The organism is Pseudoduganella sp. (assembly GCF_041914865.1).
In the GTDB taxonomy this organism is placed as follows: domain Bacteria; phylum Pseudomonadota; class Gammaproteobacteria; order Burkholderiales; family Burkholderiaceae_D; genus Rugamonas.
Map to the genome: position 1 here is coordinate 15,457 of NZ_JAYSCO010000049.1, position 26,864 is coordinate 42,320.

At 63.6% G+C, this 26,864-nt stretch carries 26 protein-coding genes and 1 pseudogene; 18 read left to right on the top strand and 9 right to left on the bottom strand.

Features of this window, described 5'->3' with window-relative positions:
* Positions 1 to 65: 65 nt before the first annotated feature.
* The gene (locus ACE3TQ_RS19785; RefSeq protein ID WP_374584174.1) at positions 66 to 581 is read left to right on the top strand and encodes a DUF1993 family protein; all 516 of its coding nucleotides are present in this window, start codon (positions 66 to 68) and stop codon (positions 579 to 581) included.
* Between the two features lie 59 nt (positions 582 to 640).
* Here the strand turns inward: ACE3TQ_RS19785 and ACE3TQ_RS19790 are convergent, their stop codons facing one another.
* Positions 641 to 835 carry a DUF1289 domain-containing protein gene (locus ACE3TQ_RS19790; protein ID WP_374584176.1) on the bottom strand — a complete coding sequence of 65 codons (195 nt, stop codon included), beginning with the start codon at positions 833 to 835 and terminating at the stop codon, positions 641 to 643.
* Complete coding sequence (locus ACE3TQ_RS19795; RefSeq protein ID WP_374584178.1) at positions 835 to 1,395, bottom strand: DUF1415 domain-containing protein; 561 nt, start codon at positions 1,393 to 1,395, stop codon at positions 835 to 837. Before ACE3TQ_RS19795 ends, ACE3TQ_RS19790 begins: the two co-directional genes overlap by 1 nt.
* A 172-nt stretch (positions 1,396 to 1,567) precedes the next feature.
* On the opposite strand from ACE3TQ_RS19795, the gene ACE3TQ_RS19800 reads away from it, so the two are divergent.
* From ACE3TQ_RS19800 to ACE3TQ_RS19840, 9 genes are all read left to right on the top strand, one after another.
* Entirely contained in the window at positions 1,568 to 2,875 is a 1,308-nt protein-coding gene (locus ACE3TQ_RS19800) for a transglycosylase SLT domain-containing protein (RefSeq protein ID WP_374584180.1), read from the top strand.
* Between the two features lie 98 nt (positions 2,876 to 2,973).
* The gene (fabI, locus tag ACE3TQ_RS19805; protein WP_374584182.1) at positions 2,974 to 3,765 is read left to right on the top strand and encodes an enoyl-ACP reductase FabI; all 792 of its coding nucleotides are present in this window, start codon (positions 2,974 to 2,976) and stop codon (positions 3,763 to 3,765) included.
* 126 nt (positions 3,766 to 3,891) lie between these two features.
* Complete coding sequence (locus ACE3TQ_RS19810; protein ID WP_374584184.1) at positions 3,892 to 4,491, top strand: hypothetical protein; 600 nt, start codon at positions 3,892 to 3,894, stop codon at positions 4,489 to 4,491.
* A gap of 23 nt (positions 4,492 to 4,514) precedes the next feature.
* Positions 4,515 to 5,075, top strand: coding sequence for a hypothetical protein (locus ACE3TQ_RS19815; protein WP_374584186.1), 561 nt, complete (start codon positions 4,515 to 4,517; stop codon positions 5,073 to 5,075).
* Between the two features lie 168 nt (positions 5,076 to 5,243).
* A complete protein-coding gene (locus ACE3TQ_RS19820) occupies positions 5,244 to 6,104 on the top strand; it encodes an SPFH domain-containing protein (RefSeq protein ID WP_374584188.1) in 861 nt (286 codons plus the stop codon).
* 6 nt (positions 6,105 to 6,110) lie between these two features.
* Positions 6,111 to 6,305 carry a hypothetical protein gene (locus tag ACE3TQ_RS19825; protein WP_374584190.1) on the top strand — a complete coding sequence of 65 codons (195 nt, stop codon included), beginning with the start codon at positions 6,111 to 6,113 and terminating at the stop codon, positions 6,303 to 6,305.
* A gap of 307 nt (positions 6,306 to 6,612) precedes the next feature.
* Complete coding sequence (locus ACE3TQ_RS19830) at positions 6,613 to 8,343, top strand: DEAD/DEAH box helicase (RefSeq protein WP_374584193.1); 1,731 nt, start codon at positions 6,613 to 6,615, stop codon at positions 8,341 to 8,343.
* A 143-nt stretch (positions 8,344 to 8,486) separates the two neighbouring features.
* Positions 8,487 to 9,374 carry a L,D-transpeptidase family protein gene (locus ACE3TQ_RS19835; RefSeq protein WP_374584195.1) on the top strand — a complete coding sequence of 296 codons (888 nt, stop codon included), beginning with the start codon at positions 8,487 to 8,489 and terminating at the stop codon, positions 9,372 to 9,374.
* An 11-nt stretch (positions 9,375 to 9,385) separates the two neighbouring features.
* Positions 9,386 to 10,174: a M23 family metallopeptidase gene (locus tag ACE3TQ_RS19840; RefSeq protein WP_374584197.1), complete on the top strand. Its 789-nt coding sequence runs from the start codon at positions 9,386 to 9,388 to the stop codon at positions 10,172 to 10,174.
* Here ACE3TQ_RS19840 and ACE3TQ_RS19845 read toward each other — a convergent pair.
* Positions 10,165 to 10,701 (bottom strand): DUF882 domain-containing protein, encoded by a 537-nt coding sequence (locus ACE3TQ_RS19845; protein WP_374584199.1) that lies wholly within the window; start codon positions 10,699 to 10,701, stop codon positions 10,165 to 10,167. The genes ACE3TQ_RS19840 and ACE3TQ_RS19845 overlap by 10 nt on opposite strands.
* A gap of 93 nt (positions 10,702 to 10,794) precedes the next feature.
* On the opposite strand from ACE3TQ_RS19845, the gene ACE3TQ_RS19850 reads away from it, so the two are divergent.
* The 5 genes from ACE3TQ_RS19850 to ACE3TQ_RS19870 all read left to right on the top strand — a co-directional run bounded on the left by ACE3TQ_RS19850 (position 10,795) and on the right by ACE3TQ_RS19870 (position 16,296).
* Positions 10,795 to 11,229 (top strand): MarR family winged helix-turn-helix transcriptional regulator, encoded by a 435-nt coding sequence (locus tag ACE3TQ_RS19850; protein WP_374584201.1) that lies wholly within the window; start codon positions 10,795 to 10,797, stop codon positions 11,227 to 11,229.
* The gene (locus tag ACE3TQ_RS19855) at positions 11,226 to 12,479 is read left to right on the top strand and encodes an MFS transporter (protein WP_374584203.1); all 1,254 of its coding nucleotides are present in this window, start codon (positions 11,226 to 11,228) and stop codon (positions 12,477 to 12,479) included. The genes ACE3TQ_RS19850 and ACE3TQ_RS19855 overlap by 4 nt, the downstream gene beginning before the upstream one ends.
* A gap of 10 nt (positions 12,480 to 12,489) precedes the next feature.
* A complete protein-coding gene (locus ACE3TQ_RS19860) occupies positions 12,490 to 13,452 on the top strand; it encodes a LysR family transcriptional regulator (protein ID WP_374584205.1) in 963 nt (320 codons plus the stop codon).
* A gap of 224 nt (positions 13,453 to 13,676) precedes the next feature.
* Entirely contained in the window at positions 13,677 to 14,960 is a 1,284-nt protein-coding gene (locus ACE3TQ_RS19865; protein WP_374584207.1) for a Glu/Leu/Phe/Val dehydrogenase, read from the top strand.
* Between the two features lie 103 nt (positions 14,961 to 15,063).
* On the top strand, positions 15,064 to 16,296 hold the full coding sequence (locus ACE3TQ_RS19870; protein ID WP_374584209.1) for a malic enzyme-like NAD(P)-binding protein: 1,233 nt from the start codon (positions 15,064 to 15,066) through the stop codon (positions 16,294 to 16,296).
* A 78-nt stretch (positions 16,297 to 16,374) separates the two neighbouring features.
* Here the strand turns inward: ACE3TQ_RS19870 and ACE3TQ_RS19875 are convergent, their stop codons facing one another.
* The 5 genes from ACE3TQ_RS19875 to ACE3TQ_RS19895 are packed head-to-tail and all read right to left on the bottom strand — an operon-like array spanning position 16,375 to position 22,175.
* On the bottom strand, positions 16,375 to 17,535 hold the full coding sequence (locus ACE3TQ_RS19875) for an ABC transporter permease (protein WP_374584211.1): 1,161 nt from the start codon (positions 17,533 to 17,535) through the stop codon (positions 16,375 to 16,377).
* Between the two features lie 20 nt (positions 17,536 to 17,555).
* Positions 17,556 to 18,290 (bottom strand): ATP-binding cassette domain-containing protein, encoded by a 735-nt coding sequence (locus ACE3TQ_RS19880; RefSeq protein WP_374584213.1) that lies wholly within the window; start codon positions 18,288 to 18,290, stop codon positions 17,556 to 17,558.
* Between the two features lie 12 nt (positions 18,291 to 18,302).
* Entirely contained in the window at positions 18,303 to 19,736 is a 1,434-nt protein-coding gene (locus ACE3TQ_RS19885) for an alpha/beta fold hydrolase (RefSeq protein ID WP_374584215.1), read from the bottom strand.
* 36 nt (positions 19,737 to 19,772) lie between these two features.
* The gene (locus ACE3TQ_RS19890) at positions 19,773 to 20,288 is read right to left on the bottom strand and encodes a DUF2812 domain-containing protein (RefSeq protein ID WP_374584217.1); all 516 of its coding nucleotides are present in this window, start codon (positions 20,286 to 20,288) and stop codon (positions 19,773 to 19,775) included.
* A gap of 54 nt (positions 20,289 to 20,342) precedes the next feature.
* Positions 20,343 to 22,175, bottom strand: a complete 1,833-nt coding sequence (locus ACE3TQ_RS19895) for a DUF885 family protein (RefSeq protein WP_374584219.1) — start codon at positions 22,173 to 22,175, stop codon at positions 20,343 to 20,345.
* Between the two features lie 76 nt (positions 22,176 to 22,251).
* On the opposite strand from ACE3TQ_RS19895, the gene ACE3TQ_RS19900 reads away from it, so the two are divergent.
* Positions 22,252 to 24,312, top strand: coding sequence for a prolyl oligopeptidase family serine peptidase (locus tag ACE3TQ_RS19900; RefSeq protein ID WP_374584221.1), 2,061 nt, complete (start codon positions 22,252 to 22,254; stop codon positions 24,310 to 24,312).
* A 102-nt stretch (positions 24,313 to 24,414) separates the two neighbouring features.
* On the opposite strand, the gene senA is transcribed toward ACE3TQ_RS19900, so the two are convergent.
* Positions 24,415 to 25,617 (bottom strand): selenoneine synthase SenA, encoded by a 1,203-nt coding sequence (gene senA, locus ACE3TQ_RS19905; protein ID WP_374584223.1) that lies wholly within the window; start codon positions 25,615 to 25,617, stop codon positions 24,415 to 24,417.
* A gap of 36 nt (positions 25,618 to 25,653) precedes the next feature.
* Between senA and senB the strand changes: the two genes are divergently transcribed.
* Both senB and ACE3TQ_RS19915 read left to right on the top strand, forming a co-directional pair.
* A complete protein-coding gene (gene senB / locus ACE3TQ_RS19910) occupies positions 25,654 to 26,631 on the top strand; it encodes a selenoneine biosynthesis selenosugar synthase SenB (protein ID WP_374584225.1) in 978 nt (325 codons plus the stop codon).
* Positions 26,632 to 26,639: 8 nt separating this feature from the next.
* A pseudogene (locus ACE3TQ_RS19915) lies at positions 26,640 to 26,864 on the top strand (selenide, water dikinase SelD); the annotation flags it as partial.

Consider the following 26,864-nt stretch of genomic DNA (forward strand, 5'->3'; position numbering starts at 1 on the left):
TATCCAGCAGCAATTATGCACGTAACTTGGTATGATCGCCACTCTATAAAGGAAGGAGTTTCCCTATGTCGTTTTCTATGTATTCCGCGTCGATTCCAGCGTTCCGCCAGATCCTGGGCAGCCTGCTGTCCATCCTGGACAAGGCTGAGGCCTATGTCGAGGAAAAGAAGCTCGACCCGAATGCGTTGTTGCAATTCCGTCTGTTCCCGGACATGCTGCCTTTTACCCGCCAGATCCAGATCGCGGCGGACTTTGCCAAGGGCGCCGGCGCCCGCCTGGCGGGGGCGGATGTGCCCGCTTTCGAGGATACCGAAAAGACCATTGGCGAACTGAAAGTGCGCATCCAGCGCACCCTGGTGTTCCTGGAGTCGCTGCCGCGTGAGGCGATTGAGGATTCGGCGCAGCGCGCCATCACCACCGGCAGTGGCGAAAAGACCAAGCATTGGGTGGGGCAGGAGTATCTGGTGCATTATGCGCTGCCGCACTTCTACTTCCATGCGACCACGGCTTACGACATCCTGCGCCACAATGGCCTGGAGATCGGGAAGAAGGACTTTATTGGGTCGTGGAAGGCTGAGTAACCCGGTAAACCTGTGTCTGACCCAAGGGTCAGACACCGCCTGCCCCGCCTTACCGGGTTTCAGGAATTGCGCCGCGGATAACCCTGCGCCAGGATGCGCTGCCACACCTTCTCCTTCTCATCCGCGCTCATGGATACCCAGTGCGCGACCTCGATATAGGTGCGGCCGCAACCGCGGCAAATTTCATCAAAGGTAGTCGAGCACACCGCCACGCATGGCGTATCCGGGCGCTCTGGCAACTTCTGTTCCGACATCACTTCACCTTCAAGCCCAGCTTATCCCAGCCCTCATGGCCGAGCTTCTCCATGGTCTCGATATTCTTCTCAAAGATATCGGACGCCTCCGGGAAAGCCTCCACCGCGCGGTCGATCGACGCCTCGCGCAGCAGGTGCAGGGTCGGGTAAGGCGAACGGTTGGTGTAGTTCGAGATATCGTTCTTATCGGTATCCGCAAACTGGTACTCAGGATGGAAGCTCGCCACCTGCAGCTCCCCATCCAGCATCAAGTCCTCCAGCGCGGCATCGGCCACATCCAGGAACTCGTTGTAATCCTCAAAATCCTGCAGCACCAGCGGGTGGATCAGCAAAGTGGTATCCACCACGTCCGGATCTTCCGCCGCCAGGAACTCCAGTTCCTTGATCAGGTCTTCCAGCAGCTCTTCCGGGGTGGCAGCCTCGGACACCACGTACCGCACCTGCTTCTTCACATGCACCGACTTGGCGAATGGGCACAGGTTCAGGCCAATGACAGCCTTCTCCAGCCACTGCTCGGTGTCAGCGATGACCTCTTCATAATCCACACGGGTGTTGCTCATCTATACATCCAAAAATCGTTGACCAAGGCGCCAATTATATAGCCTGTTCGACATAATTATCCAAGAAAATCAGGCACATAGCGAATTTCATCTTGACTCTGCAGGGTTTCACCCCTACACTCCCGCCTTAGATAGTCCGTCCATTGTTTCCAGACGACAACAGCAAAACGCCATGCAAGATAGACTCAAACAAGCTGTCCTGATCGCCCTGGCGCTAAGCGCTGCGATTCCGGCAGCCTCCTCCCTGGCAGCCGCCGACACCGCGAAATCCGTGGTGCTGCAAGTACCTGCCGTCGAAGAATACAAAGAAACCGATGTCTGGGGCCGCATCCGCTCCGGCTACGCCATTCCCGATGTAAACAACGCCCTGGTCAGCAAGCACGTCAAGTGGTACGCCGACCGCCAGGACTACATCAACCGCACCGTCGGCCGCGCTTCCCTCTACCTCTACCACGTGGTGGAAGAGCTGGAAAAGCGCAATATGCCGACCGAGCTGGCCCTGCTGCCCTTCATCGAATCCGCCTTCAACCCGCAAGCCCTGTCCACCGCCAACGCGGCCGGCCTGTGGCAGTTCGTGCCGGGCACCGGCCGCGACTACGACCTGAAGCAGAATGCCTTCAAGGACGACCGCCGCTCCGTGCTGGCCTCGACCGACGCCGCCCTGAGCTACCTGCAGCGCCTGTACACCATGTTCGGCGACTGGCACCTGGCCCTGGCTGCCTACAACTGGGGCGAAGGCAATGTGCAGAAAGCAATCAAGCGCAACCAGGCCGCCGGCAAGCCGACCGACTTCGAAAGCCTGGCCGAGCACATGCCGGCCGAGACCCGCAACTACGTGCCCAAGCTGCAGGCGGTAAAGAATATTGTTGCCCACCCGGCCCAGTACGCAGTGAACCTGCCCGCCATCAACAACGAGCCCTACTTCACCGCGATTGAAAAAACGCGCGATATCGACCTGGCCCTGGCCGCCAAATTGGCCGAGATCTCGGTCGACGAATTCAAGGCACTGAACCCGCAGTTCAAGAAGCCCGTGATCACCGGCGGCGAGCAGACCAAGATCCTGCTGCCAACCGAGAACGCGGAAAAGTTCACCGCCAACCTGGCCTCCTGGACCAGCGCCCTGTCGAGCTGGACCACCCACAAGATCAGCAGCGCACGCGAAAGCATCGCCTCCCTGGCACGCAAGTTCGGCACCACGCCGGACGCCATCCGCCAGGCCAACAACATCCCGCAGAAATCGGTGCTGAAAGCCGGCTCCACCATCCTGGTGCCGAAGATTTCCGCCAATGGCCCGGATATCTCGGTGGAAGCGATTGAAAACGCCGCCCTGGCCGTCGAAGCCGAGCGCCCCGGCCCAAAACGCAGCAATTACCGCCAGGCTACCTCCTCCCGCAGCGAGTCCAAGCCGGCAGTCAGCCTGGTCAAGCCACGCGTCAAGCGTGACGAAGCCGGCAAATCCAAGTCCCGCCGCAGCAACTAAACACCCTTCCGACGCCCGCCCCCTCTTGCCAAACTTGCAGGGGTGGCGTCGCCACGTTTACAATCCCGTTCTTGCGGTATAACCCCATTGGAGTAGATATGGCTTTCTTGCAAGGCAAAAAAATCCTGATTACTGGCGTCCTGTCCAACCGTTCCATCGCCTACGGCATTGCTAAGGCAGCCCACCGCGAAGGCGCCGAACTGGCTTTCACCTACGTTGGCGAGCGCTTCAAAGACCGCATCACTGAATTCGCCGCCGAATTCGGCAGCAACCTGGTCTTCGACTGCGACGTCACCAGCGACGAGCAGATCGCCAACCTGTTCACCGACCTGGCCAAGAGCTGGGACCGCCTGGACGGCTTCGTACACGCCATCGGCTTCGCCCCACGCGAAGCGATCGCCGGCGAATTCCTAGACGGCCTGACCCGCGAAAACTTCCGCGTCGCGCACGACATTTCCGCCTACAGCTTCCCAGCCATGGTGAAAGCCGCGCTGCCGCTGCTCAAGCCAGGCTCCTCCGTGCTGACCCTGTCCTACCTGGGCGCGGTACGTGCGATCCCTTACTACAACACCATGGGTCTGGCCAAGGCATCGCTGGAAGCCTCCGTGCGTTACCTGGCAGAGAACCTGGGCCAGCACGGCATCCGCTCCAACGGCATTTCCGCCGGCCCGATCAAGACCCTGGCCGCCTCCGGCATCAAAGACTTCAGCAAGCTGCTCGGCTTCGCCGCCGGCCACGCCCCGCTGCGCCGCAACGTGACCATTGAAGAAGTAGGCAACGCCGCCGCGTTCCTGCTGTCCGACCTGTCCTCCGGCATCACCGGCGACATCATGTACGTCGACGGCGGCTTCTCCCACGTCATGGGCCTGAACTCCAGCGACTACGAGTAATACTCGTTTTCGACCGGCAAAAAGCCGCCTTTCGGCGGCTTTTTTTATTGCCTTGTGACTTTGTTTGAGTTTTTGAGGCACGGATATGTTGCAAAATGCCGGCCGAAAACCAACTTTCAATTCAAAATGAATCTCTTCCCCTGCATAACGCTCGCGCTCAGCATTGCCCTTCTCACAGGTTGTTCTTCGAGCGGACAGATACGTCAACTCACAACCTCCGGTACTTACCCTGCAACAGAACAGTTAGCTCCAGGCAACGTCAAAGTAGTTAAACCATTTGCAGCCAATTACAAGAGCATGGCTTACCTGATGGTGAACGAAGACGTCGAAAATAAAAACACCAAGTTCTTGACCAAACTGGTCAAGGAGAGTGGCGTATTCCATAAAACCATCGACATTCCCGATATGGAACGCTTGATCGTCGCACGCCAATTGCAAAGCACCGTGACTGGCGCCACCGACCTGATTAGCCTCAGCAAGATTCAACAGCAAATCGGCCCATTCCTGATACTGGAACCAGTCGTGGAATGGGTGGGGGGCTACAACCATACAGCCATCATCAGGGCCGTGGATCCTGTCACTGGGGAAACCGTGCTGCACCTTGAAAAAACCGCCTTCAACTGGTCGGGACTGGACGATCCTGCAATCTATCCGGTCATGAATGGCTTCCTCCAATGGGCTCGCGGCGAGCAGATTTCAACCAAAACAGAATCCACAAAGCAATAACTTACTACCACACTGAAAACCCTATGAACTTCAAAACAATTTTTACCATTTCCATCGCCCTGCTCACCCTGGCTGGCTGTGGCACTCAAGGCAAGGTCGCAAAGGTCGACCAAAAGACTGGCTTGCTGACCACCGACGTTGGCGTTATTGGCACCGCTACCGTGGTCACAGCCAAGCAAGTCTCGCTGAAGCAATTTAAACCAATGGTGTTCGTGTCAGCCACCCAGGCCAGCATTGACCAGGTGAAAACGATTGGCTACTTTGACGAAGTACTGGACATCGACGGCCTTCAGAAATTGGTCATCGCCAACAACCTTCAGGAAAAAGTGCCATCACTAAACGACAAAATCGGTCTGAACAAACTATACCGCGCGCACAAGCCATTCTTGTGGGTCTATTTCAAACGTATTAACAAAGATCACAAGCAATACATGCAGCTGATAGCGACCAACCCAGAAACGCTAGAGGACTTGTTTGTCAGCGAAGTTCAACTGGACTTTGTGTGGTCCGGCGTGAACGACCAAAACTCCCGCTACCCATTGTTCAACGCGCTCATTACCTGGATCCAGCAAAATAAAGCTTAACTCCAATCGAGCTAATCATCGGGGTCAGGACTGGCACTCGGACAATCTATGCGCGAAGCGCATAGATTGTCCGAGTGCCAGACCTGACCCCGAATTTTTTTAATTTGACAACTCCGCAAGGTGAGATTAAAGTGATATCACTTTGATTTAACCTGACTGGGATTGATCATGACCCGTAACGAAAAGCTGTTCTCGTCTTACAGTGGATATCTGGTGCTGACCGTGGTGGTCATACTGGCGATCCTGGCCTTCCTGATGGCGCGGGCTTTCCAGCCTCTGCTGGCCGGCCTGTGCTTGCTGCTGGCCATCTTCCTGGCGCCGGGGCTGTATATGCTGCAGCCGAATGAAAGCGCGCTGCTTACCCTGTTCGGCCAGTACATCGGCACCGACCGCAGCGAAGGCCTGCGCTGGGCCTTCCCGCTGTACCGCAAGCAGCGCCTGTCGCTGCGCGCGCGCAACCTGAATGCGCCGACCTTGAAGGTGAACGACAAGCGCGGCAACCCTGTCGAGATTTCCGCCGCCATCGTCTGGCGCGTGCAGGATACGGCGCAGGCGATCTTCGATGTGGATGATTTCGAGCGCTACGTGGCGGTGCAGGCGGAGGCGGCTATCCGTCACCTGGCCTCGCGCTATGCCTACGATGACGGTGAGGACCTGGCGCAGGGCGAGATGACGCTGCGCTCCGGCATGGATGAAGTGTCGCAAGCACTCAAGGCCGAACTGCAAGAGCGCTTCCGCGCCGCCGGCGTGGAGACGGTCGATGCCAAACTGACCCACCTGGCCTACGCGCCGGAAATCGCCCAGGTCATGCTGCGCCGCCAGCAGGCCGAGGCCATCGTCAGCGCCCGCACCCGTATCGTGCATGGCGCCGTGAGCATGGTGGAGGCGGCCTTGCAAAGCCTGGCCGAGCGCGAGATCGTGGAGCTGGACACGGAACGCAAGGCCGCCATGGTCAGCAACCTGCTGGTGGTGCTGTGCTCGGACAAGGAAACCCAGCCCATCGTCAACACCGGCACCCTGTACAACTAAGCAATCATGGCAAGCCCCGGCAAAAAAGCCTTCCCGCTGCGTATCGATCCCGTCTTGTGGGAGGAATTGCAGCGCCTGGCCGCCCAGGATCTGCGCAGCGTGAACGCGGAAATCGAGTTCCTGCTGCGCGAGGCGCTGGCCCGCCGGGGCATCAAGCTGAATGCGCAGCGCGACACGCCGGCGCAGGAAGACGAGCAATAGCAATATTGCTATGCCGCAAACGCCAGCATAAATCTACCGCCGAGCGCCGATTCCGTGTATAATTCACCCCTTGTGCGCTGCAACACACTTAACGCAGCTGTAATAAAAACACAAATAGCAGCTTCGCGAACCTAATCCGCCGCATCCCTAAAAACTGGGTGCCGCCTAAAAAGCCCTCCGCCTTGCGTGTCGTAGTCAAATGACACCGTCCCGGCGCAAAGCTTTTGTGCCGAAATTTCTATACAACATAGAGTCGTTTCGTCGTTCTGGTTAGCGTTGCTTTTTTCGCTTTTTACGAAAGATATACATGACTTTTGAAGCACTTGGCCTCCACGCGTCCATCCTCTCCGCCCTGACCGAAGCCGGCTACACCAAGCCAACCCCGGTCCAGGAGCAGGCACTGCCTGCGGCGATTGCAGGTAAGGACCTGTTGGTGTCCTCGCAAACCGGCTCCGGTAAAACCGCAGCCTTTATGCTCCCATCGCTGCACCGCCTGGCCAGCGCGCCTTACACTGGCGCCGGCAAGACCGCAGCCCAGGAAGCACAGTCGGCGCGCGCCCGTGGCGAGCGTCCGCGCTTCCGCCCTGCCACCCCGAAAATGCTGGTCCTGACCCCGACCCGCGAACTGGCCCTGCAAGTCACCACCAACACCGCCAAGTACTGCGCCAACCTGCGCCACATCCGCGCGGTGTCGATCCTGGGCGGCATGCCTTACCCGAAACAGATGCAGCTGCTGTCGCGCAACCCGGACATCCTGGTCGCGACCCCTGGCCGCCTGATCGACCATATGGAACAAGGCAAGATCGACTTCTCCCAGCTGCAGATCCTGGTGCTGGACGAAGCCGACCGCATGCTGGACATGGGCTTCATCGAAGACATCGAGAAGATCGTGGCCGCCACCCCGGATTCGCGCCAGACCATGCTGTTCTCGGCCACCCTGGACGGCGTGGTGGGCAATATGGCCCGCCGCATCACCAAAGAGCCGCAGATCATCCAGATCAACACCGCGACCACCAAGCACGAGAACATCGTGCAGCGCGTACACTTCGTGGACGACCTGTCGCACAAGAACCGCCTGCTGGACCACCTGCTGCGCGACGAAACCATGGACCAGGCAGTGGTCTTCACCGCCACCAAGCGTGACGCCGACACCATCGCCGACCGCCTGAACATCGCCGGCTTCTCGGCCGCTGCGCTGCACGGCGATATGCACCAGGGCGCGCGTAACCGCACCCTGGACGGCCTGCGCCGCGGTAACGTGAAGGTGCTGGTCGCGACCGACGTGGCCGCGCGCGGCATCGACGTGCCGAACATCACCCACGTGTTCAACTACGACCTGCCGAAGTTCCCGGAGGACTACGTGCACCGTATCGGCCGTACCGGCCGTGCTGGCCGTAACGGTATCGCCGTCTCGCTGGTGAACCACGCGGAAAACATGCTGGTACGCCGTATCGAGCGCCTGACCCGCCAGCCGATCCCGGTTGAAGTGGTGGAAGGCTTCGAACCTAAGCGTGCCGCAGCTCCACGTTCTGCCGGCCGTCCAGGCTGGAAACCAGGCGATGGCCGTAACGCCAAGCCAGGCCAGCGCTCCTTCTCGAACCCGCGTTCGGAAGGCGGCCACTACCGCAGCGAAGGCAATCCATTCGGCGGCGAGCGCCGTGAAGGCGGCTACCGCAACGAACGCAGCGAAGGCGGTTTCCGCAACCGCAGCGAGGGCGGCTACCGCGCCGAAGGCGGCTTCCGCAGCGAGCGTCCGGAAGGCGGCTTCCGCAACCGTAACGAAGGCGGTTTCCGTTCCGAGCGTTCGGAAGGTGGCTTCCGTGAGCGCAGCGAAGGCGGTTTCCGCAACCGCGCCGACAGCGGCGGCTTCCGCCCTGAAGGCGGCTTCCGTGCCGAGCGTCCTGCCGAAGGCGGCTTCCGCAAGGAAGGCGGCTTCCGTGAACGCGGCGAGAGCAACTTCCGCAACCGCGACCGCGATGCCGGCGGCTTCAAAGGCCCGCGCACCGATGCGCCGCGTCGTCCTTGGGGCGACCGCTGATAGCGGAGTAACAGGATCAGGCCAGAGGGCCTGACCCTGCTGCGAACAAGGCCGCCCGGGCATCCCGGCGGCCTTTTTCTTTTGTACGTCACCGAACAGAAGTACGGTCCATTCGGCGCGACACTGCGGGCATGAGATCAGTCTTGTTTGCCCTGCTGTTAGCCAGCACGGGCGCGCACGCCGCCACGGACTCGCCCTCCCCCATCGTGCGCGCCCAGGTGCTGCTGGACCGGGCCAATTTCTCTTCCGGCCAGATTGACGGCGCGGCTGGCAGCAATTTGCGGCAAGCCTTGCTGGGCTTCCAGCGCGCACGCGGCTTGCCGGAAACCGGTAAGCCGGATGCGGCCACGCTGGCGGCGCTGGACGATGGCGAGCCGGTACTGGCCACCTATACCGTGACGGAGGCCGACCTGGCCGGCCCGTTCGAGCCCGTGCCGGAGGAAATGAGCGAGAAGGCAAAGATGACGGCGCTCGGCTATGCCAGCGTGGCGGAAGCGCTGGCGGAACGCTTCCACGCCAGCCCGGCCTTGCTGCGCAAGCTGAATCGCGGCAAGGCGATCGACCAGGCGGGCACGCAGCTTGTGGTGCCAAATGTCGACGCCGCGCGTGCGCTGCCAAAAGCGGCGAGCATCGTGGTGGACCGCAGCGAGCGCACCCTGTCCCTGCTCGATGGCGGCGGCCGGGTGATTGCGCAGATGCCTTCCACCACCGGCAGCGAGCACGATCCGCTGCCGGTCGGGCAATGGAAGGTGAACGGCGTGGCGCGCAATCCGCCCTTCCACTACAACCCGAAACTGTTCTGGGATGCGCGGCCTGGCGACAGCAAGGCCACCATCCCGCCCGGGCCGAACAACCCGGTCGGCGTGGTGTGGATCGATTTATCGATCGACCACTACGGCATCCACGGCACACCGGAACCGGGGCAGATCGGCAAAACGCAGTCGCACGGCTGCATCCGGCTCACCAACTGGGACGCTGCGCGCGTTGCCGATGCGGTGGGGCCGGGGACCCCGGTCGTGCTGCAGGAATGAAGGAGGCTGCCATGCGGTCCATTGGAACTTTCGGCACCCTGATCGTCGGCATTGTGCTTGGCTCTGCGGGCACCTTGCTGCTTCTTAGCAGGGTGCCGCTCGAGAAACGGGAAACGGCGACGGTCGTCACACCCGCGCACCAGCAGGCGGCAACAGTGGCCGGCGCGGCTCCAGCAGCGGCTCCGGCCCCAACGCCGACTCCCCCTCCAGCACCGCCCGCCGCACCAGCGGCAAGCGCATCCCCCGCTCCGGTGACGGACGACGACACTCCGCGCGTGCCCGGCGCAGGCAAGGCATCCGGCGACTCCCTTGCCGGCATGCGCACGACGGACAGCAGCGGCACCGGCGGCCTGGTCGCCAGCGGCAGCGGCGCGTCCCTGCTGATCCCCGTGGCCGGCGTCAAATCGGCGCAACTGCGCGACACCTACAGCCAGCCGCGCGGCAATGAGCGCATGCACGAAGCGCTCGACATCCCGGCACCGCATGGCACGCCGGTGTTCGCCGTGGCCGATGGGCGGATCGCCAAGCTGTACACCAGCAAGCCAGGCGGCCTGACCATCTACCAGTTCGACCCGGGTGAAAAGTACGCGTACTACTACGCCCACCTGGACCATTACGCGGCCACGTTGAAAGAAGGCCAGCAGGTGAAACGCGGGGACCTGATCGGCTATGTCGGCGCCAGCGGCAACGCCGATCCCGCCGCGCCGCACCTGCACTTCGCCATGTTTGAACTGGGGCCGGAAAAGAACTGGTGGCAGGGCAAGCCCGTCAACCCTTACCCTCTGCTCGGTCACCAGTGACGCACGCGCCCCGTGTCCATATGTACGAACTGTGAGCCCGGGTAGTAGCCGACGCCGCCGCCTTTGAGCGCCAGCGCCGCCTTGTGCAGCCGCTCCAGTTCGCGCCCCGGCAGGCGCACGTCAATCGCCTTCCCTTCCAGGTGCATGCTGTGCTTCGCCACGCCGCCGCTGGCCTCGGCCAGCTTGCGGTTGGTCTCCGGCGAGCGGTATCCCGAAATCACATGGATCACCTCATGGTTGCTGAACTGCGCGCTGACGCGGTCGAGCAGGAGCAGCAGCTCGGGATCGATCGGCGCCACCTTGTCGTTGCGGTGGTCGCGCAGCAGGCGGTTGATGTCCTGCAGCGCCTCCGGAATGAACTGCCCGTCGGCCCAGAACATGGTGCGTAAAGTCTCGCCGGTATGCGTGTTGTAAAAGCGCAGGCTGCGCTCGTGCGGTGCGGCGACGGCGGCGCGCGCCATGGACGGCAACGCCAGGGCCGAGGCCACGGCGACGGAACTCTTGAGGAAAGATCGACGCTGGTTCATGACCACTAGCTTACCGCTGACACCGATTCCATGTTTTTATGGCGCGCGGAAAGAAGTTTCGATATACTTGACCACTCAAGTACTTTTCAATGAATGATCATGGATAACGCACTCGAGTTTTGCCTGCGCCTGGCACGGGCCCACGCCACCATCATCCGCCGCCTGGATACAGTGCTGGGCGGCCACCACGGACTGAGTTTCGGCGACTTCATGCTGCTGCAAAGCCTGGCCAACGCGCCCGGCGGACGGCTGCGGCGCGTCGACCTGGCCGAGCGCCTGGGCCTGACCGCCTCCGGCGTCACCCGTACCCTGCTGCCGCTGGAAAAGACCGGCTGGGTAGCGCGCCAGGCCGACGAACGCGATGCGCGCGTCGGTTACGCCGTCATCACGGCCGCCGGCCACGCGCTGCTGGACAACGCCCAGCACACCGCCGCCGAATATGCGGCCGACCTGATGCGCCACTCCAGCGACGACGAACTGGCGCCGCTGAACGCGGTGCTGGCCAACCTGACCGGACACAAACAATGACACCAAGCCTGAAAACCAATGCCAATTTCCGCTGGCTGCTCACGGGCGGCATCCTGTCCATGCTGGGCGACCAGTTCACCCTGATCGCCCTGCCCTGGCTGGTGCTGAAGCTGACCGGCGACCCGCTCTCGCTTGGCCTGGTGCTGGCACTGCTGGGCGCACCGCGCGCCATCTTCATCCTGGTCGGCGGCGCGCTGGTCGACCGCTACTCGCCGCAGCGCGTCTTCATGCTGACCAAGCACGCCAGCGCCTTGCTGGTGGGCGCCCTGGCGGTGCTGACGCTGGCTGGCGCCGCCACGCTGCCGCTGGTGTACGCGCTGTCGCTCGGCATCGGCCTGGCGCAGGCTTTCGCCTATCCCTCCGGATCGTCGATCATGCCGCGCGCCATCCCGGCCGAACTGCTGCAAGCCGTCAACGGCGCCATCATGGGCGTGCGCCAGGTCGGCATGCTGGCCGGTCCGCTGCTGGCGGCGCTGCTGCTGGCCATCGGCGACCGCGCCGGCGATGGGCAAAACGGCATGTTCGCGCTCGGCCTGGCATTCGCGTTCGACAGCCTGACTTTCGTGGTCTCCGCATGGACCCTGTCCAAGGTGGTGCCGCTGCCCGGTGCTCCGCAAGCGGCGGTGCAGAACGTATTCCGCGCCGTCGGCGAAGGACTGCTGGCCGTCTGGCGCGACGTGGAAATGCGCACCTGCTTCGCCTACTGGGGCCTGGTGTCGGTACTGATCGGCGGCACCATGCAGGTGGCCTTGCCAGTATTGGCCAAAGAACGCCTGCACGACGGTTCCGCCTTCGGCATGCTGATGGCCGCGCACGGCGCAGGCATGCTGGCCGGGATGGCCTTCTCCGGCATCACCGCCAGGCGCAATGCCGGCAAGCCGGTGCGCATCGGTTTGCTGGCACTGGGCGTGGACGCCGCAGCCGGCCTGCTGATCATCCCGCTGGGACTGATCACGGCAGCCTGGCAAGGCGGGATGCTGCTGCTCGCGCTGGGCGCGCTGGTAGGGCTGGTGCAGGTGGCCATCTTCACCTGGCTGCAGAAGCGCGTGCAGCCGCAGATGATGGGCCGCACCATGAGCATCTTCATGTTCATCCTGTTTGGCCTGGCGCCGCTGTCCTCCGCCGCCACCGGCTGGATCATGCTGCACGTGACGCTGCCGCAGATGTTTGCCGGGGGTGGCGTGGTGCTGGTGCTTTGCGCTACGCTGGCATTGTTGTTCACACCGATGCGCCGCATCGTTAGCGCCTAGGATTACGACCATGGAAACCAAATGGCTTGAGGACTTTATCTCGCTGGTGGAAACGAACAGTTTCAGCCGCTCCGCGCAGCTGCGCCACGTGACGCAGCCGGCCTTCTCGCGCCGCATCCAGTCCCTGGAAAACTGGCTGGGCATGGACCTGATCGACCGCACCTCCTATCCAACGCGGGTGACGCCGGCCGGGCTGGTGTTCTACGAACAGGCGCTGGAAATGCTTAGCCAGATCAACGGCGTGCGCGAGCTGTTGCGCGGCAAGCGGGCGGCGGCGCAGAACAGCATCGACCTGGCGGTGCCGCATACCCTGTCGCTGACCTTTATCCCGAAATGGATCACGCAGCTGGAGGAGGAATTCGCGCCGATCAATTCGCGCCTGATGGCGCTGAACGTGCACGATGCGGTGCTGCAGCTGGTGGAGGGCGGCTGCGATTTGCTGCTTTGCTATCACCATCCGCGCCAGCCGGTGCAGCTCGATCCGGGGCGCTACGACATGCTGGTGCTGGGGCGCGAAGCCTTGCGCGCCTACTCGCGCTGCGACAAGGCGAAACAGCCGGAGTTCGTGCTGCCAGGGCGGAAGGCGGCGCCGCTGCCCTTCCTGTCCTACACCACCAATGCCTACCTGGGGCGCATGGTTGACCTGGTGATGTCGGATGCGAAGCAGTCTTTGCATCTTGAGACGCACTACGAAACCGATATGGCGGAAGGGTTGAAGATGATGGCGCTGGAGGGGCGCGGGATCGCCTTCCTGCCTGAATCGGCGGTGACGCGGGAGGTGAAGCAGAAGCTGCTGGCGCCGGCCGATGAGGGGCGCGCTGAGTGGGGGATTGAGATGGAGATCCGCCTGTACCGCGAGCGGCCCAGCGCAGCACGGCCGGGGAAGGCGATCGTGGGGCGCCTGTGGGAGCACCTGGCCGAGCGGCAGAAACCGGCTTCGGCCAAGCGGCGCTTGCCGGCTTCGGACCGCTGAACCCGGTAAACCAGGGTCAGACCCAAGGGTCCGACCCTGTCAGCGCATCGTGCAGAGGATGGGTCTGACCCTTGGGTCAGACCCGGGGTTGCGGGGTTGTAGTTCCACTACCAAATCCAAGGTTATGCAAATTTTGCATAACCGGATGCGCACTCGGCATTGGCCTCGGCAATTGCACAGGAATAAGATTCGCCGCGTTACCGAACAACTCAGCGAGTCACACAATGACCAACCACGCCTTGCCTTCCTACCTCAACGCCGACGATCTCGGTCCATGGGGCCAGTACCTGAAACAAATCGACCGCGTCACCCCACACCTGGGCAGCCTGTCCCGCTGGGTGGAAACCCTGAAGCGTCCAAAGCGCATCCTGGTTGTCGACGTGCCGATCGAGCGTGATGACGGTACCATCGCCCACTACGAGGGCTACCGCGTGCAGCACAATATGTCGCGCGGCCCAGGCAAGGGTGGCGTACGCTTCCACCAGGACGTGACCCTGTCCGAAGTGATGGCCCTTTCGGCATGGATGACGGTGAAAAACGCCGCCGTCAACGTGCCATACGGTGGCGCCAAAGGCGGTATCCGTGTCGACCCTAAGACCCTGTCCAAAGGTGAACTGCAGCGCCTGACCCGCCGCTACACCAGCGAGATCAGCCTGATCATCGGCCCAACCAAGGACATCCCGGCACCGGACGTCAACACCAACGAGCAGGTGATGGCATGGATGATGGACTCCTACGCCATGATCGAAGGTAACCTGTCGACCGGCGTGGTCACCGGCAAGCCAATCTCGATGGGCGGCTCGCTGGGCCGTCGCGAAGCAACCGGCCGCGGCGTGTTCGTGACCGGCCGCGAAGCAGCTGCCAAGCGCGGCGTCGCCATCCAGGGCGCACGCATCGCCATCCAGGGCTTCGGCAACGTGGGCGGCATCGCTGCCAACATGTTCGCGGAAGCTGGCTCCAAGATCATCGCCGTGCAGGATCACACCGGCACCGTGGTGCACCAGGGCGGCCTGGACGTGGCAGCACTGCACAAGCACGTAGCGGAAACCGGCGGCGTCGCTGGCTTCGCCGGTGCGGAAGCAACCCAGGACCGCGATTCCTTCTGGGGCATCGAGTCCGACATCCTGGTTCCGGCAGCACTGGAACAGCAGATCACCGCCAAGAACGCAGGCCAGATCCGCACCAAGATCATCCTGGAAGGCGCCAACGGCCCGACCACCCCGGAAGCGGATGACATCCTGAACGAAAAAGACATCCTGATCGTTCCGGACGTGCTGTGTAACGCCGGCGGCGTGACCGTATCCTACTTCGAGTGGGTGCAGGACTTCTCCTCCTTCTTCTGGAGCGAGGAAGAAATCAATGCACGCCTGACCCGCATCATGCAGGACGCGTTCAACTCCGTGTGGGAAGTGGCGCAAGAGAAGAAGGTTTCGCTGCGCACCGCAACCTTCATCCTGGCATGCACCCGCGTGCTGGCTGCCCGCGAAGTTCGTGGCCTGTACCCATAATCAAACATCAAGCCGGGCGCCCGCGTAGCGCCCAGCAGCATACGCCCGCACCGGCCGCCAGGCCTGTAGCGGGCGTTTTTCGCAGAACAAAAGGAGAAGTAGTATGAGCAGTCTTGAACAAAAGGCACTGGAATACCACAAGGCCGGCAGCCCCGGCAAAGTATCCATTGCCGTGACCAAAAGCGTGGCCAGCCAGGACGACCTGGCCCTGGCCTACTCGCCAGGCGTAGCAGCGCCTTGCATGGAAATCGCGCGCGACCCGGCACTGGCCTACGAATACACCGCCAAGGGCAACCTGGTTGCCGTCATCACCAATGGCAGCGCCGTCCTCGGCCTGGGCAATATCGGCGCGCTGGCCGGCAAGCCGGTCATGGAAGGCAAATCCATCCTGTTCAAGAAGTTCGCCGGCATCGATTCCTTCGATATCGAACTGGACGAGACCGATCCGGACAAGCTGGTCGACATCATCGCCGCCATGCACCCTACTTTCGGCGGCATCAACCTGGAAGACATCAAGGCGCCGGAATGCTTCTACATCGAGCGCAAGCTGCGTGAACGCCTGTCGATCCCGGTATTCCACGACGACCAGCACGGCACCGCCATCGTGGTCGGCGCCGGCATGCTGAACGCGGTGGAAATGACCGGCCGCGATATCGCCAACGTGAAGATCGTCTGCTCCGGCGCCGGCGCAGCGGCCATCGCCTGCCTGGAACTGCTGGTGGATATCGGCGCACGCCGCGAGAACATCTTCGTCTGCGACTCCAAAGGCGTGCTGACCAAAGCGCGCGGCCTGACCGGCGAGAAAGCCGACTGGGCACAGGACACCAGCGCCACCACCCTGTCCGACGTGATGGAAGGCGCCGACGTCTTCCTGGGCGTATCCGGTCCTGGCGTGCTGTCGCAAGCCGACGTGCAGCGCATGACCAAGCAGCCGATCGTCTTCACCCTGGCCAACCCTGAGCCGGAGCTGCGCCCGGAACTGGTACGTGAAGTGGCACCGGACGCGATCATCGCCACCGGCCGCTCCGACTACCCGAACCAGATCAACAACGCGCTGTGCTTCCCTTACCTGTTCCGCGCCGCGCTGGACACCGGCGCCACCACCATCAACCAGGAAATGAAGCGCGCCTGCGTGACCGCCCTGGCCGGCCTGGCGCGTAGCGATGTGCGTTTCGGCAAAGACTACGTGGTGCCCGGCCTGCTGGACGACCGCCTGCTGCCGACCGTCACCCCGAAAATCGCCCAGGCCGCCATGCGCAGCGGCGTCGCCCGTAAAGAGCTGGACATGACAGCCTACTTCGAGCGCCTGGAAGCGCTCGGCAAGCACCTGCTGTAAAAGGCGAAAAAAAATGGGGACGTACCCCATTTTTCGCTGCGCGAAAAAATGGGGTACGTCCCCATTTTTTCTGCAACATTACACGCCCAGCACGTACTTCTCGCTCGACATGCGGCGGGTTGCGAAAGCGACCGCCGCGAACGCCAGCGCCAGCGGCAAGGCGCAGGCCAGCAGGTAGGGCATCAGGCCCAGCGACTGGCCGGTGGCCATGGCCTGGAACATGGTCTGGTTGCCCAGCAGCGGCACGGCGTACATCCAGTCCTTGGTCGTCAGGTCCAGCGCCGGTACGATAAACACCGGCAGCATCGGGATAAACGTCACGATGCCAGCCGTCGCCTGCGCTTCCTTGAAGGTGCGGGAGTTCATCGCCATCGCCACCTGCATGGCGCCAATCATCAGGCACAGCGGAATCGCTGTCGCAATCACCAGCAGCAGCATCGGCACATCCACGCGCCACGACAGGCCGATTTCTTCCAGCGGCAGGTATTTCAGCACCGCATGCGCCACGCCCAGCTCAAGCGCCAGACCGACCGCCGCCAGCGCGGACGCTGCCAGCCATTTGCCCGCCACCAGGTCGAACGCCCGCATCGGCTGCGAAATCAGTACTTCCAGGGAGCGGCGTTCGCGTTCGCCAGCGGTGCTGTCGATGGCCGCCGCCAGGCCGAAAATGCAGACCGGGACGAAGAACATGCCGAGGAACATGCCAATGCGCGTGTTGGAGCGGGTGGTGCTATCCGCCGTGTCGTAGCGCTGCAGCGCCAGCGGGCTCAGTGTGGCCGGCGACACGCCGTGCGCCAGCAGGCGCGCGCCGGCGATGCTGTTGCCGTATTCGCGCAGCATGGTTTCCAGCTCGCGCCGCTGCGACGCCTTCTCCACCGAGGAGTCGAACCACAGCTCGACCGGCGCCGGGCGCAGGTCTTCGTAGTACTCGCCGAACTTGTCGCCCAGCTTCAGCACGGCGGCAAACTTCTTCTCGCTCAGCAGCTTGGCGATATCGGCCTCGCTCATGGCGTCCCTGGCGCTGACGTTGACGTTTTTCTGGGTCAGGTAGTTGACCAGGTTCGGCGCCTGGGCCGCGCCTACCACCACCATGTCGATGCCGACCTTCTCGGTGCTGGTGCCGCGCTTGATCTGCATGTGCAGCATGAAGCCGACCATGGCCGGGTACAGGAACACGAACATCAGCAGCATGTTCAGGGTGCGCTTGTCGCGCAGCGCCTCGACCAGCTCTTTTTTCATTACGACTAAAAATTGCGGCATCATGCTGCGATCCCCTCTTCCGTGCCGACCAGGTGGACGAAGGCGTCTTCCAGGTTGGCGATTCCAGTTTGTTCACAAAGCTGCAGCGGCGTGCCTTGCGCCACCGTGCGGCCGTTGGCGATGACGATCACGTCGTCGCATAAGTGGGTGACTTCCTGCATCACGTGGGTGGCCAGGATGATGCAGCAGCCCTCCTCGCGCAGCTTGACCAGGGCGCGCCGCAAGGCGCGCGTGCTCATCACGTCCAGGCCGCGGGTCGGTTCGTCCAGCAGCAGGTTGCGCGGGCGGTGCAGCAGCGTGCGCGCCAGGGCCACCTTGATGCGCTGGCCCTGCGAGAAGCCTTTGCAGTTGCGGTCCATGAATTCGCCCAGGCCGAGCAGCTCGCTCACCTCCTCGATGCGGCGCTTGATGGCCTGCTTGTCCATGCGGTTGATCTGGCCGAAGTACTCCAGGTATTCGCGCGTGGTCAGCCGCTCGTACAGCCCGAACTGGTCGGTCAGCAGGCCGATGCTGCGGCGCGCGCCCATCGGGTCCCGGTCCGGATCGACGCCGTCGATGCTGACCGCGCCGCTGTCGCGCTTGAGCAGGCCGACCAGGGTCCGCATCAGCGTGGTCTTGCCGGCGCCGTTGGGGCCGAGCAGCGCGGTGGCGCGGCCGTCCGCCACGGTGAAGCTGACGCCTGCCAGCGCGGGAAAGTCGCCGAAATTCTTGTGTACGTTCTCTACGTGGATCATGCTTGCATCCTTTCAGGGTTTGGCGCCGGCGTGGCCAAGCTGGAATGGGACAGGCGCGATTTCGCGCAGGCAGCTGCTGTCCAGGTTTGCTTCCGGTTTATCGAGGAACTCGCGCATCAGGCGCGGCACACAGCCCAGGCGCGACACGCCATGGCCGGCGTTGTCGACGACGATGTGCTTGGCCCTGGTCATGGCCTTGGCGGCGCTTTCGGCGCGGCGCGGCGGCGTCACCGGGTCCTGCGCGCCGGACAGGAGCAGCGCCGGCGCCGCAATCGGCGTCACTGCCTGCGCTGGCGCGGCAGGCACTTTCACCAGCGGGCACAGGCCGGCAATACGGCCGGCGTGGCCGCGCAGGAAGGAACCGCGTTCATCGGCGGCACGCGCTTCTTCGCTCAGGCGCGGGATATCTTCACTGCACACCACCGCCAGGTGCAGCGGCATGGCGATCATGCCTTCCGGCGAGTAGTCGGTGGTGACATAGGCGCGCGCCAGGAACGGGCCCCAGTTGCCTTCGTAGGCGTTGTGGATGATGTACGGCAGGCGCTGGCTGTCCTGCGGCGAGTACAGCGTGGAATGGATCACGGACACGAAGCGCAGGTTGGTCAGCGGCAGCTGCAGGCGCTTCATATTGCGCGGGTGGGCGAAGTCCAGCTTCACCGCCCCGGCGTTGACGCGCGCCAGCAAGGTATCGAACTCCTTGGCCAGCTGCGGGTAAGCCTTGGCGCAAGCCTTGTCCTCGGCGCAGCGCTTGAAGATGCCCTCCAGCGCCTGCTGCGCATCCTGCGCGGCGGCCGGGATCACCTGCTCCGGCGCGGCCACGCCGTCCAGGATCAGGGTGCGCACGCTGGCCGGATAGCTGCGCGCATAATGCTGGCCCAGGCGGGTGCCGTACGAGCCGCCGAAGATGTTCACCTTGCCGTAGCCCAGCGCCAGCCGCACCTGTTCGATGTCGGCGGCGGCATTGGCCGTGTTGTACAGGCCAAGCGGCTGCTTGATCGCCGCCAGGCACTTGCCGATCGCCTCGTTCATCTGGCTGTCGGTCGCCGCTTCCTCCAGCTGCGGATCGTCGCAGCGCAGCTTGCCGGACAGGCCGGTGCCGCGCTGGTCGATGAAGACGATGTCGCGTGTGGCGCGCATGCGTTTGAAGGTCGACTCCAGCAAGGCCACCACGTCGGAGCCGGCCTCGCCCGGACCGCCGGCCAGCACGAACACCGGATCGCTGTTCGGGACCGGGCGGAAAGCCGGCGCCACGGCCACGTGCAGTTTGAGCTGCCCGGCGTCCTTGCGCTGCGGGTCGAGCGGCACATTGATATCGTGGCAGCGCAGCGATTCCTCGCTGCCGCGCAGGTGGCAGCCGCGGCCCGGCTGGGCCGCCGCCTTGGCATCCAGCGCCAGCAATGCAGCCAGCGTCAGGACGAGCGCCGACCATGAAACTCGCAATTTCATCAGTTAACTCCTCGGGTAAGAATAGTTTGTGGGCGCTCAGGCCCCGGGACTACGCAGACTTCGCAGGCGCTTGACCAGCCGCGCCACGCAATAAAAGCACAGCGCATGCAGGCCCACCACCATCGCAATCAGGCCGGGCCGGCCGCTGGCCAGGTGCTTCACCGTGTAAGGCAACTGCAGCAGCAGCGGCACGACGAACAAGACAATCAGGTATTTGTACTTGCGGCCCATCGACTCGGCGTCGGTGAAGATTTCGGTCGTACGTGCCATGCCGGCCGGCGCCCGCCAGAATTGCCAGCCCAACTGCTCGTCGACGCGCTGCCAGCCGGCGTCCTCGAACAGCTGCAGGTAATGGGCATCGGTGCGGGTCAGGCGGAAATCAATGCGGTATGTCACCTCGGCCGGTTCGCCGCGCTCGAAAACAAACAGCATGCGCAAGGCATGCACGCGCTTCAGGTGCAACCCGGCGCGCGCCTGCTGCTCCAGCCAGCGCTCGCATGTGTGGTCGGCGTCATCCCAGAACCATTTGAATTTCCAGACAAGCTTGTTCATATATCGGCCATCGGTATATCGATGTCCGATATATTAGCATTTAAGTAAAGCTTGTCAATGCCCCCGGCGCGCCGCGATCCAATCTTCCACCACACGTTCCAGCACCGTCATCGGCAAGGCGCCGTGGCCCAGGATCTCGCGGTGGAATTCCTTCAGGTCGAATTTATCCCCCAGCTCATTGCGGGCGTGCTCGCGCAGGCCGAGGATGGTCAGCATGCCAACCTTGTAGGCCAGCGCCTGGCCGGGCGAAACGATGTAGCGCTCCACTTCGGCCGTGGCTTCCTTGGGCGCCATGCCGGTGTGCTCCACCATATAGTCGATGGCGTCCTCGCGCGACCAGCGCTTGTAATGCAGGCCGGTGTCGACCACCAGCCGCACGGCGCGCATCATCTCGTCGCGCAGGCGGCCCAACTGGTCCAGCGGTTCCGGCGTCAGCCCCATTTCCGACGCCAGGCGCTCGCCGTACAAGGCCCAGCCCTCCTGGTAGGCGGAGAACGAAATGATGCGGCGGAAGAATGGCACGCCCTTCATTTCCTGCGCCAGCGACACCTGGAAATGGTGGCCCGGCATCACTTCATGGAACACGGTGCTGCGCATGCCAAAGCGCGGGATATCTTCCATCGAGCGCATGTTCGCGTAGAACACGCCGGGACGGGTGCCGTCCAGCGCCCCCGGAATGTAATAGGCCGTGGGCGCGGTGGCCGCCGACTGCGCGGGCGCGGGGCGCACTTCGATCGCCGCCTTGGGATGCTCAGGGAAGGCGCTGGACAGCTTCTGCTCGGCTTCCTTCATGATGGCGCGGTACTCGGCCAGCATGGCTTTGCGGCCTTCTTCCGTATCGGGGAAGCGATAGCGCGGGTCGCGCAGCAGGCCTTGCATGCGCTCGCCCACCGTGCCCTGCTCCAGCCCTTGCTGGCGCAGCAGGCGGTCCATGATGCCGCTGACGCGCTCCACATCGGCCAGGCCCAGTTCATGCACGCGCTGCGGCGTCAGGTTGGTCGAGGTATGGTGGCGCACGCACCAGGCGTAGTACTCGTCGCCGTTCGGCAGCGACCAGGCGCCATCGTTGCGGCTGACGCGCCCTTGCAGTTCAACGAAATGGCGGATCAGCTCCGCGTAGGCCGGGTAGACGCTTTTCTGGATGGCGTCAGCCACGCCCTGCAGCAGTTCGGCGCGCACCCGTTCACTCATGTCCGCCAGCGGGATCGCGTCCAGCTTGGCCTTGAAGCTGGTGTACAGCATGTTCTCGCGCGCCGGCCGGCCGGCAAAACCGTGCATCTGCAGCAGCACCTTCTCGACCAGGAATTGCGGCGGCTGGATGCCGGCCGCATCCTGCGCGCGCAGCAGTTCCAGCAGCTGCTCGAATTTGCGCGGGAACTTCTCGAGGCGCGCGATATAGTCTTCCGCTTCGCCGCGCGTGGTGACCTGGTGCACGTCGGCCATGAACTCCGGCAGCGCGCTTTGCAGGCCGTGCATCTGGTTGACCGGGAAATCGTGCAGGTAAAAGCGCCCGCCTTCGATCTTGTTGGACAGGTAGTAGTGCAAGGTGTCGTAGGACAGCTGCGCTTCGCGCCCCAGCGCATTGCGGTCGTATCGGTCCAGCATGGCCAGGTTGTCGCGCATGTCCTGCAGGATTTCCTGCTGGCGTTGCGGCGACTCGTCGTCCAGGCGGGTGCTATGGAAATCGAGCCAGCCCGGCAGCACGCGCAGCTTGGACATCATCTCCGGGCTTTTCAGCGCCGACGACGCGAAGGCGCGCATGTAAAACCATTCCAGCTTGAGCGGCTTCGAATACCAGGTCTGCGTCAGCAGCACAGCGCCGGCGCATAGCGCGGCGGTAGCGCCGGTCAGGCCCCAGACCGCAATTTTCTTTGCATTGATCTCCATGCGCGAAATATTACAGTATCATGCCCGTTTGCCAGCGACCAAGCTGGCAGATTTGATAACAGACCGGAGATCCCGAATGACCTTACGCCTGCTGGTACTGGGCGCTGCCATTGCAGCCGCCACCAGTGCCGTTGCCGCCCCGCGCGGCCTGACCATCGAAGACCTGGCCAGCATGGACCGCGTCGGCAGCCCAGCGCTGTCGCCCGATGCTAGCCGCGTGGTGTACACCGTGCGCGCCACCAATATGGAAAAGAACCGCGGCATTACCCAGCTGTGGATGATCGACCTGAAGGCCGCCAAGCCCACGCCCGTCCAGCTGACCCAGCACGATGCCAGCAGCAGCCAGCCGCAATGGTCCGCCTCCGGCGACGCCGTCTACTTCGTGAGCGGCCGCTCCGGCTCGGCCCAGGTCTGGCGCCTGCCGCTGAACGGCGGCGAAGCGGTGCGCGTGACCGACTACCCGGTGGGCGTGGAGAGCTTCCGCCTGTCGCCGAAGGGCGACCGCCTGGCCATGTCCTTCGAAGTGTTCCGCGACTGCGCCGACCTGGCTTGCACCAAGAAGCGCCTGGACGACAAGGCCAAGAACAAAGCCACCGGCATGCTGTACAACGAAATGTTCGTACGCCACTGGGACACCTGGAAAGACGGCCGCCGCAACGTGCTGTACTCGGCCCCGATCGACGCTGCCGGCAAGGCCGGCGCTGCGGTCAGCCTGAGCGGCGCGCTGGACGCCGACGTCCACTCCAAGCCGTTCGGCGGCGCCGACGACTACCAGTTCAGCCCCGACGGCCAGAAGATCGTGTTTGCCGCGCGCGTCGCCGGCAAGACCGAATCCTGGTCCACCAACTTCGACCTGTATGAAGTGGCAGCCGCCGGCGGCACGGCCCCGCACAACCTGACCGGCGAGAACCCGGCCTGGGACGCCAAGCCATCCTTCTCCCCGGACGGCAAGACCCTGGCCTACCTGATGATGAAGCGCCCCGGCTTTGAAGCTGACCGCTTCCACATGGTGCTGATGGACGTCGCCACCGGCAAGAAGCGCGTGCTGGCCCAGGAATGGGACCGCTCCATCGCCGACTATAAATGGCGCGACGATGGCAAAGCCCTGCTGGCCAATGCCGACGATATCGGCAACCACCGCCTGTTCTCGCTGGACGTCGCCTCCGGCAAAGTGACTGCGCTGAGCGGCAAAGGTTATGCCGGTGACTTCGACGTGAAGAAGGACACCGTGGTGGTCGCCCACGCCTCCCTCTCCAGCGGTGCGCAACTGGTCAAGTTCAAGACCGAAGGCGCCGAGCAGAAAGGCAGCCAGCTGACCTGGGCCAATGCCGAACGCCTGAAAGACGTGAAGATGGCCGACTTCGAGCAGTTCTCGTATAAGGGCGCCAACGGCGAAACCGTGTACGGCCACGTGATGAAGCCATGGAACTACGAACCGGGCAAGAAATACCCGATCGCCTTCCTGGTACACGGCGGCCCGCAAGGCAGCTTCGGCAACAGCTGGAGCTACCGCTGGAACCCGCAGGTGTATGCCGGCGCAGGCTACGCAGCCGTGTTCATCGACTTCCACGGCTCCACCGGCTACGGCCAGGCCTTCACCGACTCGATCAGCGGCGACTGGGGCGGCAAACCGCTGGAAGACCTGCAGAAAGGCATGGCGGCAGCCGTGGCCAAGTACGACTTCCTGGACGGGAACAAGGCCTGCGCCCTGGGCGCATCGTATGGCGGCTTCATGATGAACTGGATCGCCGGTAACTGGAGCGACGGCTTCAAGTGCATCGTCAACCACGACGGCATCTTCGACCAGCGCGGCATGGCCTACGCCACCGAGGAACTGTGGTTCACCGAATGGGAAAACGGCGGCACCTACTACGCCAACCCGCAGAACTACGAGAAGCACAACCCGGTGCACCACGTCGCCAAGTGGAAGACCCCGATGCTGGTGATCCAGGGCGACCTGGACTTCCGCGTCCCGACCACCCAGGCCCTGGGCACCTTCGCCGCGCTGCAGCGCCAGGGCATCAAGTCCCAGCTGCTGGTATTCCCGGACGAGAACCACTGGGTCCTCAAGCCCGCCAACTCGATCATGTGGCACAAAACCGTGATCAACTGGCTGGATGACCACCTGAAGAAGTAAGCCTGCAAAAAAATGGGGACGTACCCCATTTATTGGGAAAGAAAAGCCGCCCCCTCGGGCGGCTTTTTTGTTGCCCGATAAATGGGGTACGTCCCCATTTTTTCACTCGAAGGCGCAGGTGCGGAAGCCGTTGAAGATGTCGTCGCGTTCGGGCAGGTAGAAGTTGCGGAACTTGGCGGAGCCGAGCCGCGAGGGGGTGGCGAAGGAGGCGCCGCGCAGCACCTGGTGGGTGCTGAACCAGGGTGCGGAGTACTCGCGGTAGCGGTCGGCGCTGAAGCCGGGGTACGGTTCGAACGGCGATGCGGTCCATTCCCACAACTGGCCCCAGCGGAAGGCCGGGTGGCCGTGCAGGGCGGCATATTCCCATTCCATCTCGGTCGGCAGGCGCCGGCCGGCCCAGGCGCAGTAGGCTTGCGCTTCGTACAGGCTGACGTGGCGCACCGGTTCGTGCGCGGACAAGGTGCTGAGCCGGCCGAAGCGCATGGTGCGCCATTGCCCGTTGTCGCGCTGCCAGTAGCGCGGCGCCGAGCGTTCCTGGCGCAGCAGCCAGTCGGCGCCGGCATTGCTCCAGTACTCGCGCCGTTCGTAGCCGCCGTCTTCCACGAAATCGGCATACTGGGCGTTGCTCACCAGCGTCGCATCCATGCGGAACGGGGCGACGTAGCAGGGATGGGCGTACTTCTCGTTGTCGAACACGAACCCGCCCGCCCCTTCCGGGCTGCCCAGTTGCAGCGTACCGCCGGGGAAGGCGATGTCACCCGGCGCGCCGGCGGCGCGTTCGTCGTGCGTCAGGTGGGCGGGCGCCTGCAGGCCCAGGGTCTGCAGCGTGTACAGGAAGGCTTCGCCGTGCATGTCCTCGTGCGCCAGCGCCAGCCGGTAGGGGTATAGCGCCTCGTCGGTGTTGGGCTCGCGCGACAGCTTGTCCAGGACGCGGTCCAGCACTTCGTGGCAGTAGGTTTTCACGCCGCCGGTGCTGGGCAGGTCCAGGCTCCAGCGGCTGCGGTGCGGCACCATGTTCGAGTCGAACCAGTCGTCGCCCTTGCGCAGCAGGGAGGCATAGAGCGCGTCCGCAGGATGGCTGGAGACGGCTTCGCGCAGGATGAACCATTCGGCGAACCAGGCGGTATGGCCCAGCTCCCACAGCGGTGGATTGACGATGCGCAGCTGCGGCACGCGTGTCGCCGCATCCATTCCTGCCGCGGCAAAGCAATCAAAAAGGCTCAGCGTATAATTGCGCGCAGCCTGCAAGGCGTCGGCAAGTTGCTGGGTTCGGGCTGTCCGGAACGAGGCATGGATGGCGTTCATGGGTCGATTGTAGCGATATTTGCGTAAATAACACCAGTGAGCAAGCAGACAATCTGCATCGTCAGCCCGGCGCTGGCACAAGCCAACAACGGCAATTGGCAAACCGCGCGCCGCTGGGCGCAATTCCTGCGCACGCGCTTCCACGTCGCCATCGCTTCCGACTGGCCCGCGCCGGGCCCAGCGCCCGCGCTGCTGGTCGCGCTGCACGCGCGCCGTTCGGCCGCGCCGCTGGCGCGCTTCTGCGCCGCCCACCCCGAGCGCCCGACGCTGCTGGTGCTGACCGGCACCGACCTGTACCGCGACATCCGCAGCGACGCCGACGCGCAAGCATCTTTGGAACGCGCCACGGCGCTGGTGCTGCTGCAGCCGGCCGGCCTGGCCGAACTGGCGCCGCACCTGCGCGCCAAGGCGCATGTCATTTTCCAGTCCGCGCCAGCCTTGCAGCCGGCCGCCCGCAGCGCAGCCCCGCGCCACCGCGACATTGTGATGGTCGGCCACCTGCGCGAGGAAAAGGACCCGCGCACCTTCATGGCCGCCGCCGCGCACCTGGGCGCGCCGGGCGCGCGCCTGCTGCACATCGGTGGCGCCCTGGACCCGGCCCTCGGCGAAGCCGCGAGCGCGACCGCCGCCAGCGCGCCGGGCCGCTACCAGTGGCTGGGCGCCCTGCCCCACGCGGAAACGCGCCAGCGCCTGAAGCACGCGCACGCCATGGCGATCTGCTCGCGCATGGAAGGCGGCGCCAACGTCATCATCGAGGCGGTGACCAGCGGCGTGCCGGTGCTGGCCAGCGATATCAGCGGCAACCGCGGCATGCTGGGCGACGATTACCTTGGCTACTTCCCGCCCGGCGACGCCGCCGCGCTGGCGGCCCTGGCCGAGCGCAGCATCAACGACCCGGCCTGGTATGCGGCGCTGCAAGCCCAGTGCGCCGCCCGCGCCGCCCTCTTCACCCCCGAGGCCGAGCAGGCAGCCCTGCTCAACTTGGTGGATAATCTGCTCCATACGAACAAATAGGCCCCATCATGAGCACTGAACCAATCAAACTCACCTCCTTCTCCCACGGCGGCGGCTGCGGCTGCAAGATCGCGCCCGGCGTGCTGTCCGAGATCCTGAAAAACACCAACGGCTTCCCGGTACCGAAGGAGCTGATGGTCGGCATCGAAACGGCCGACGACGCCGCCGTCTACAAACTGAACGACGAGCAGGCCCTGATCGCCACCACCGACTTCTTCATGCCCATCGTCGAC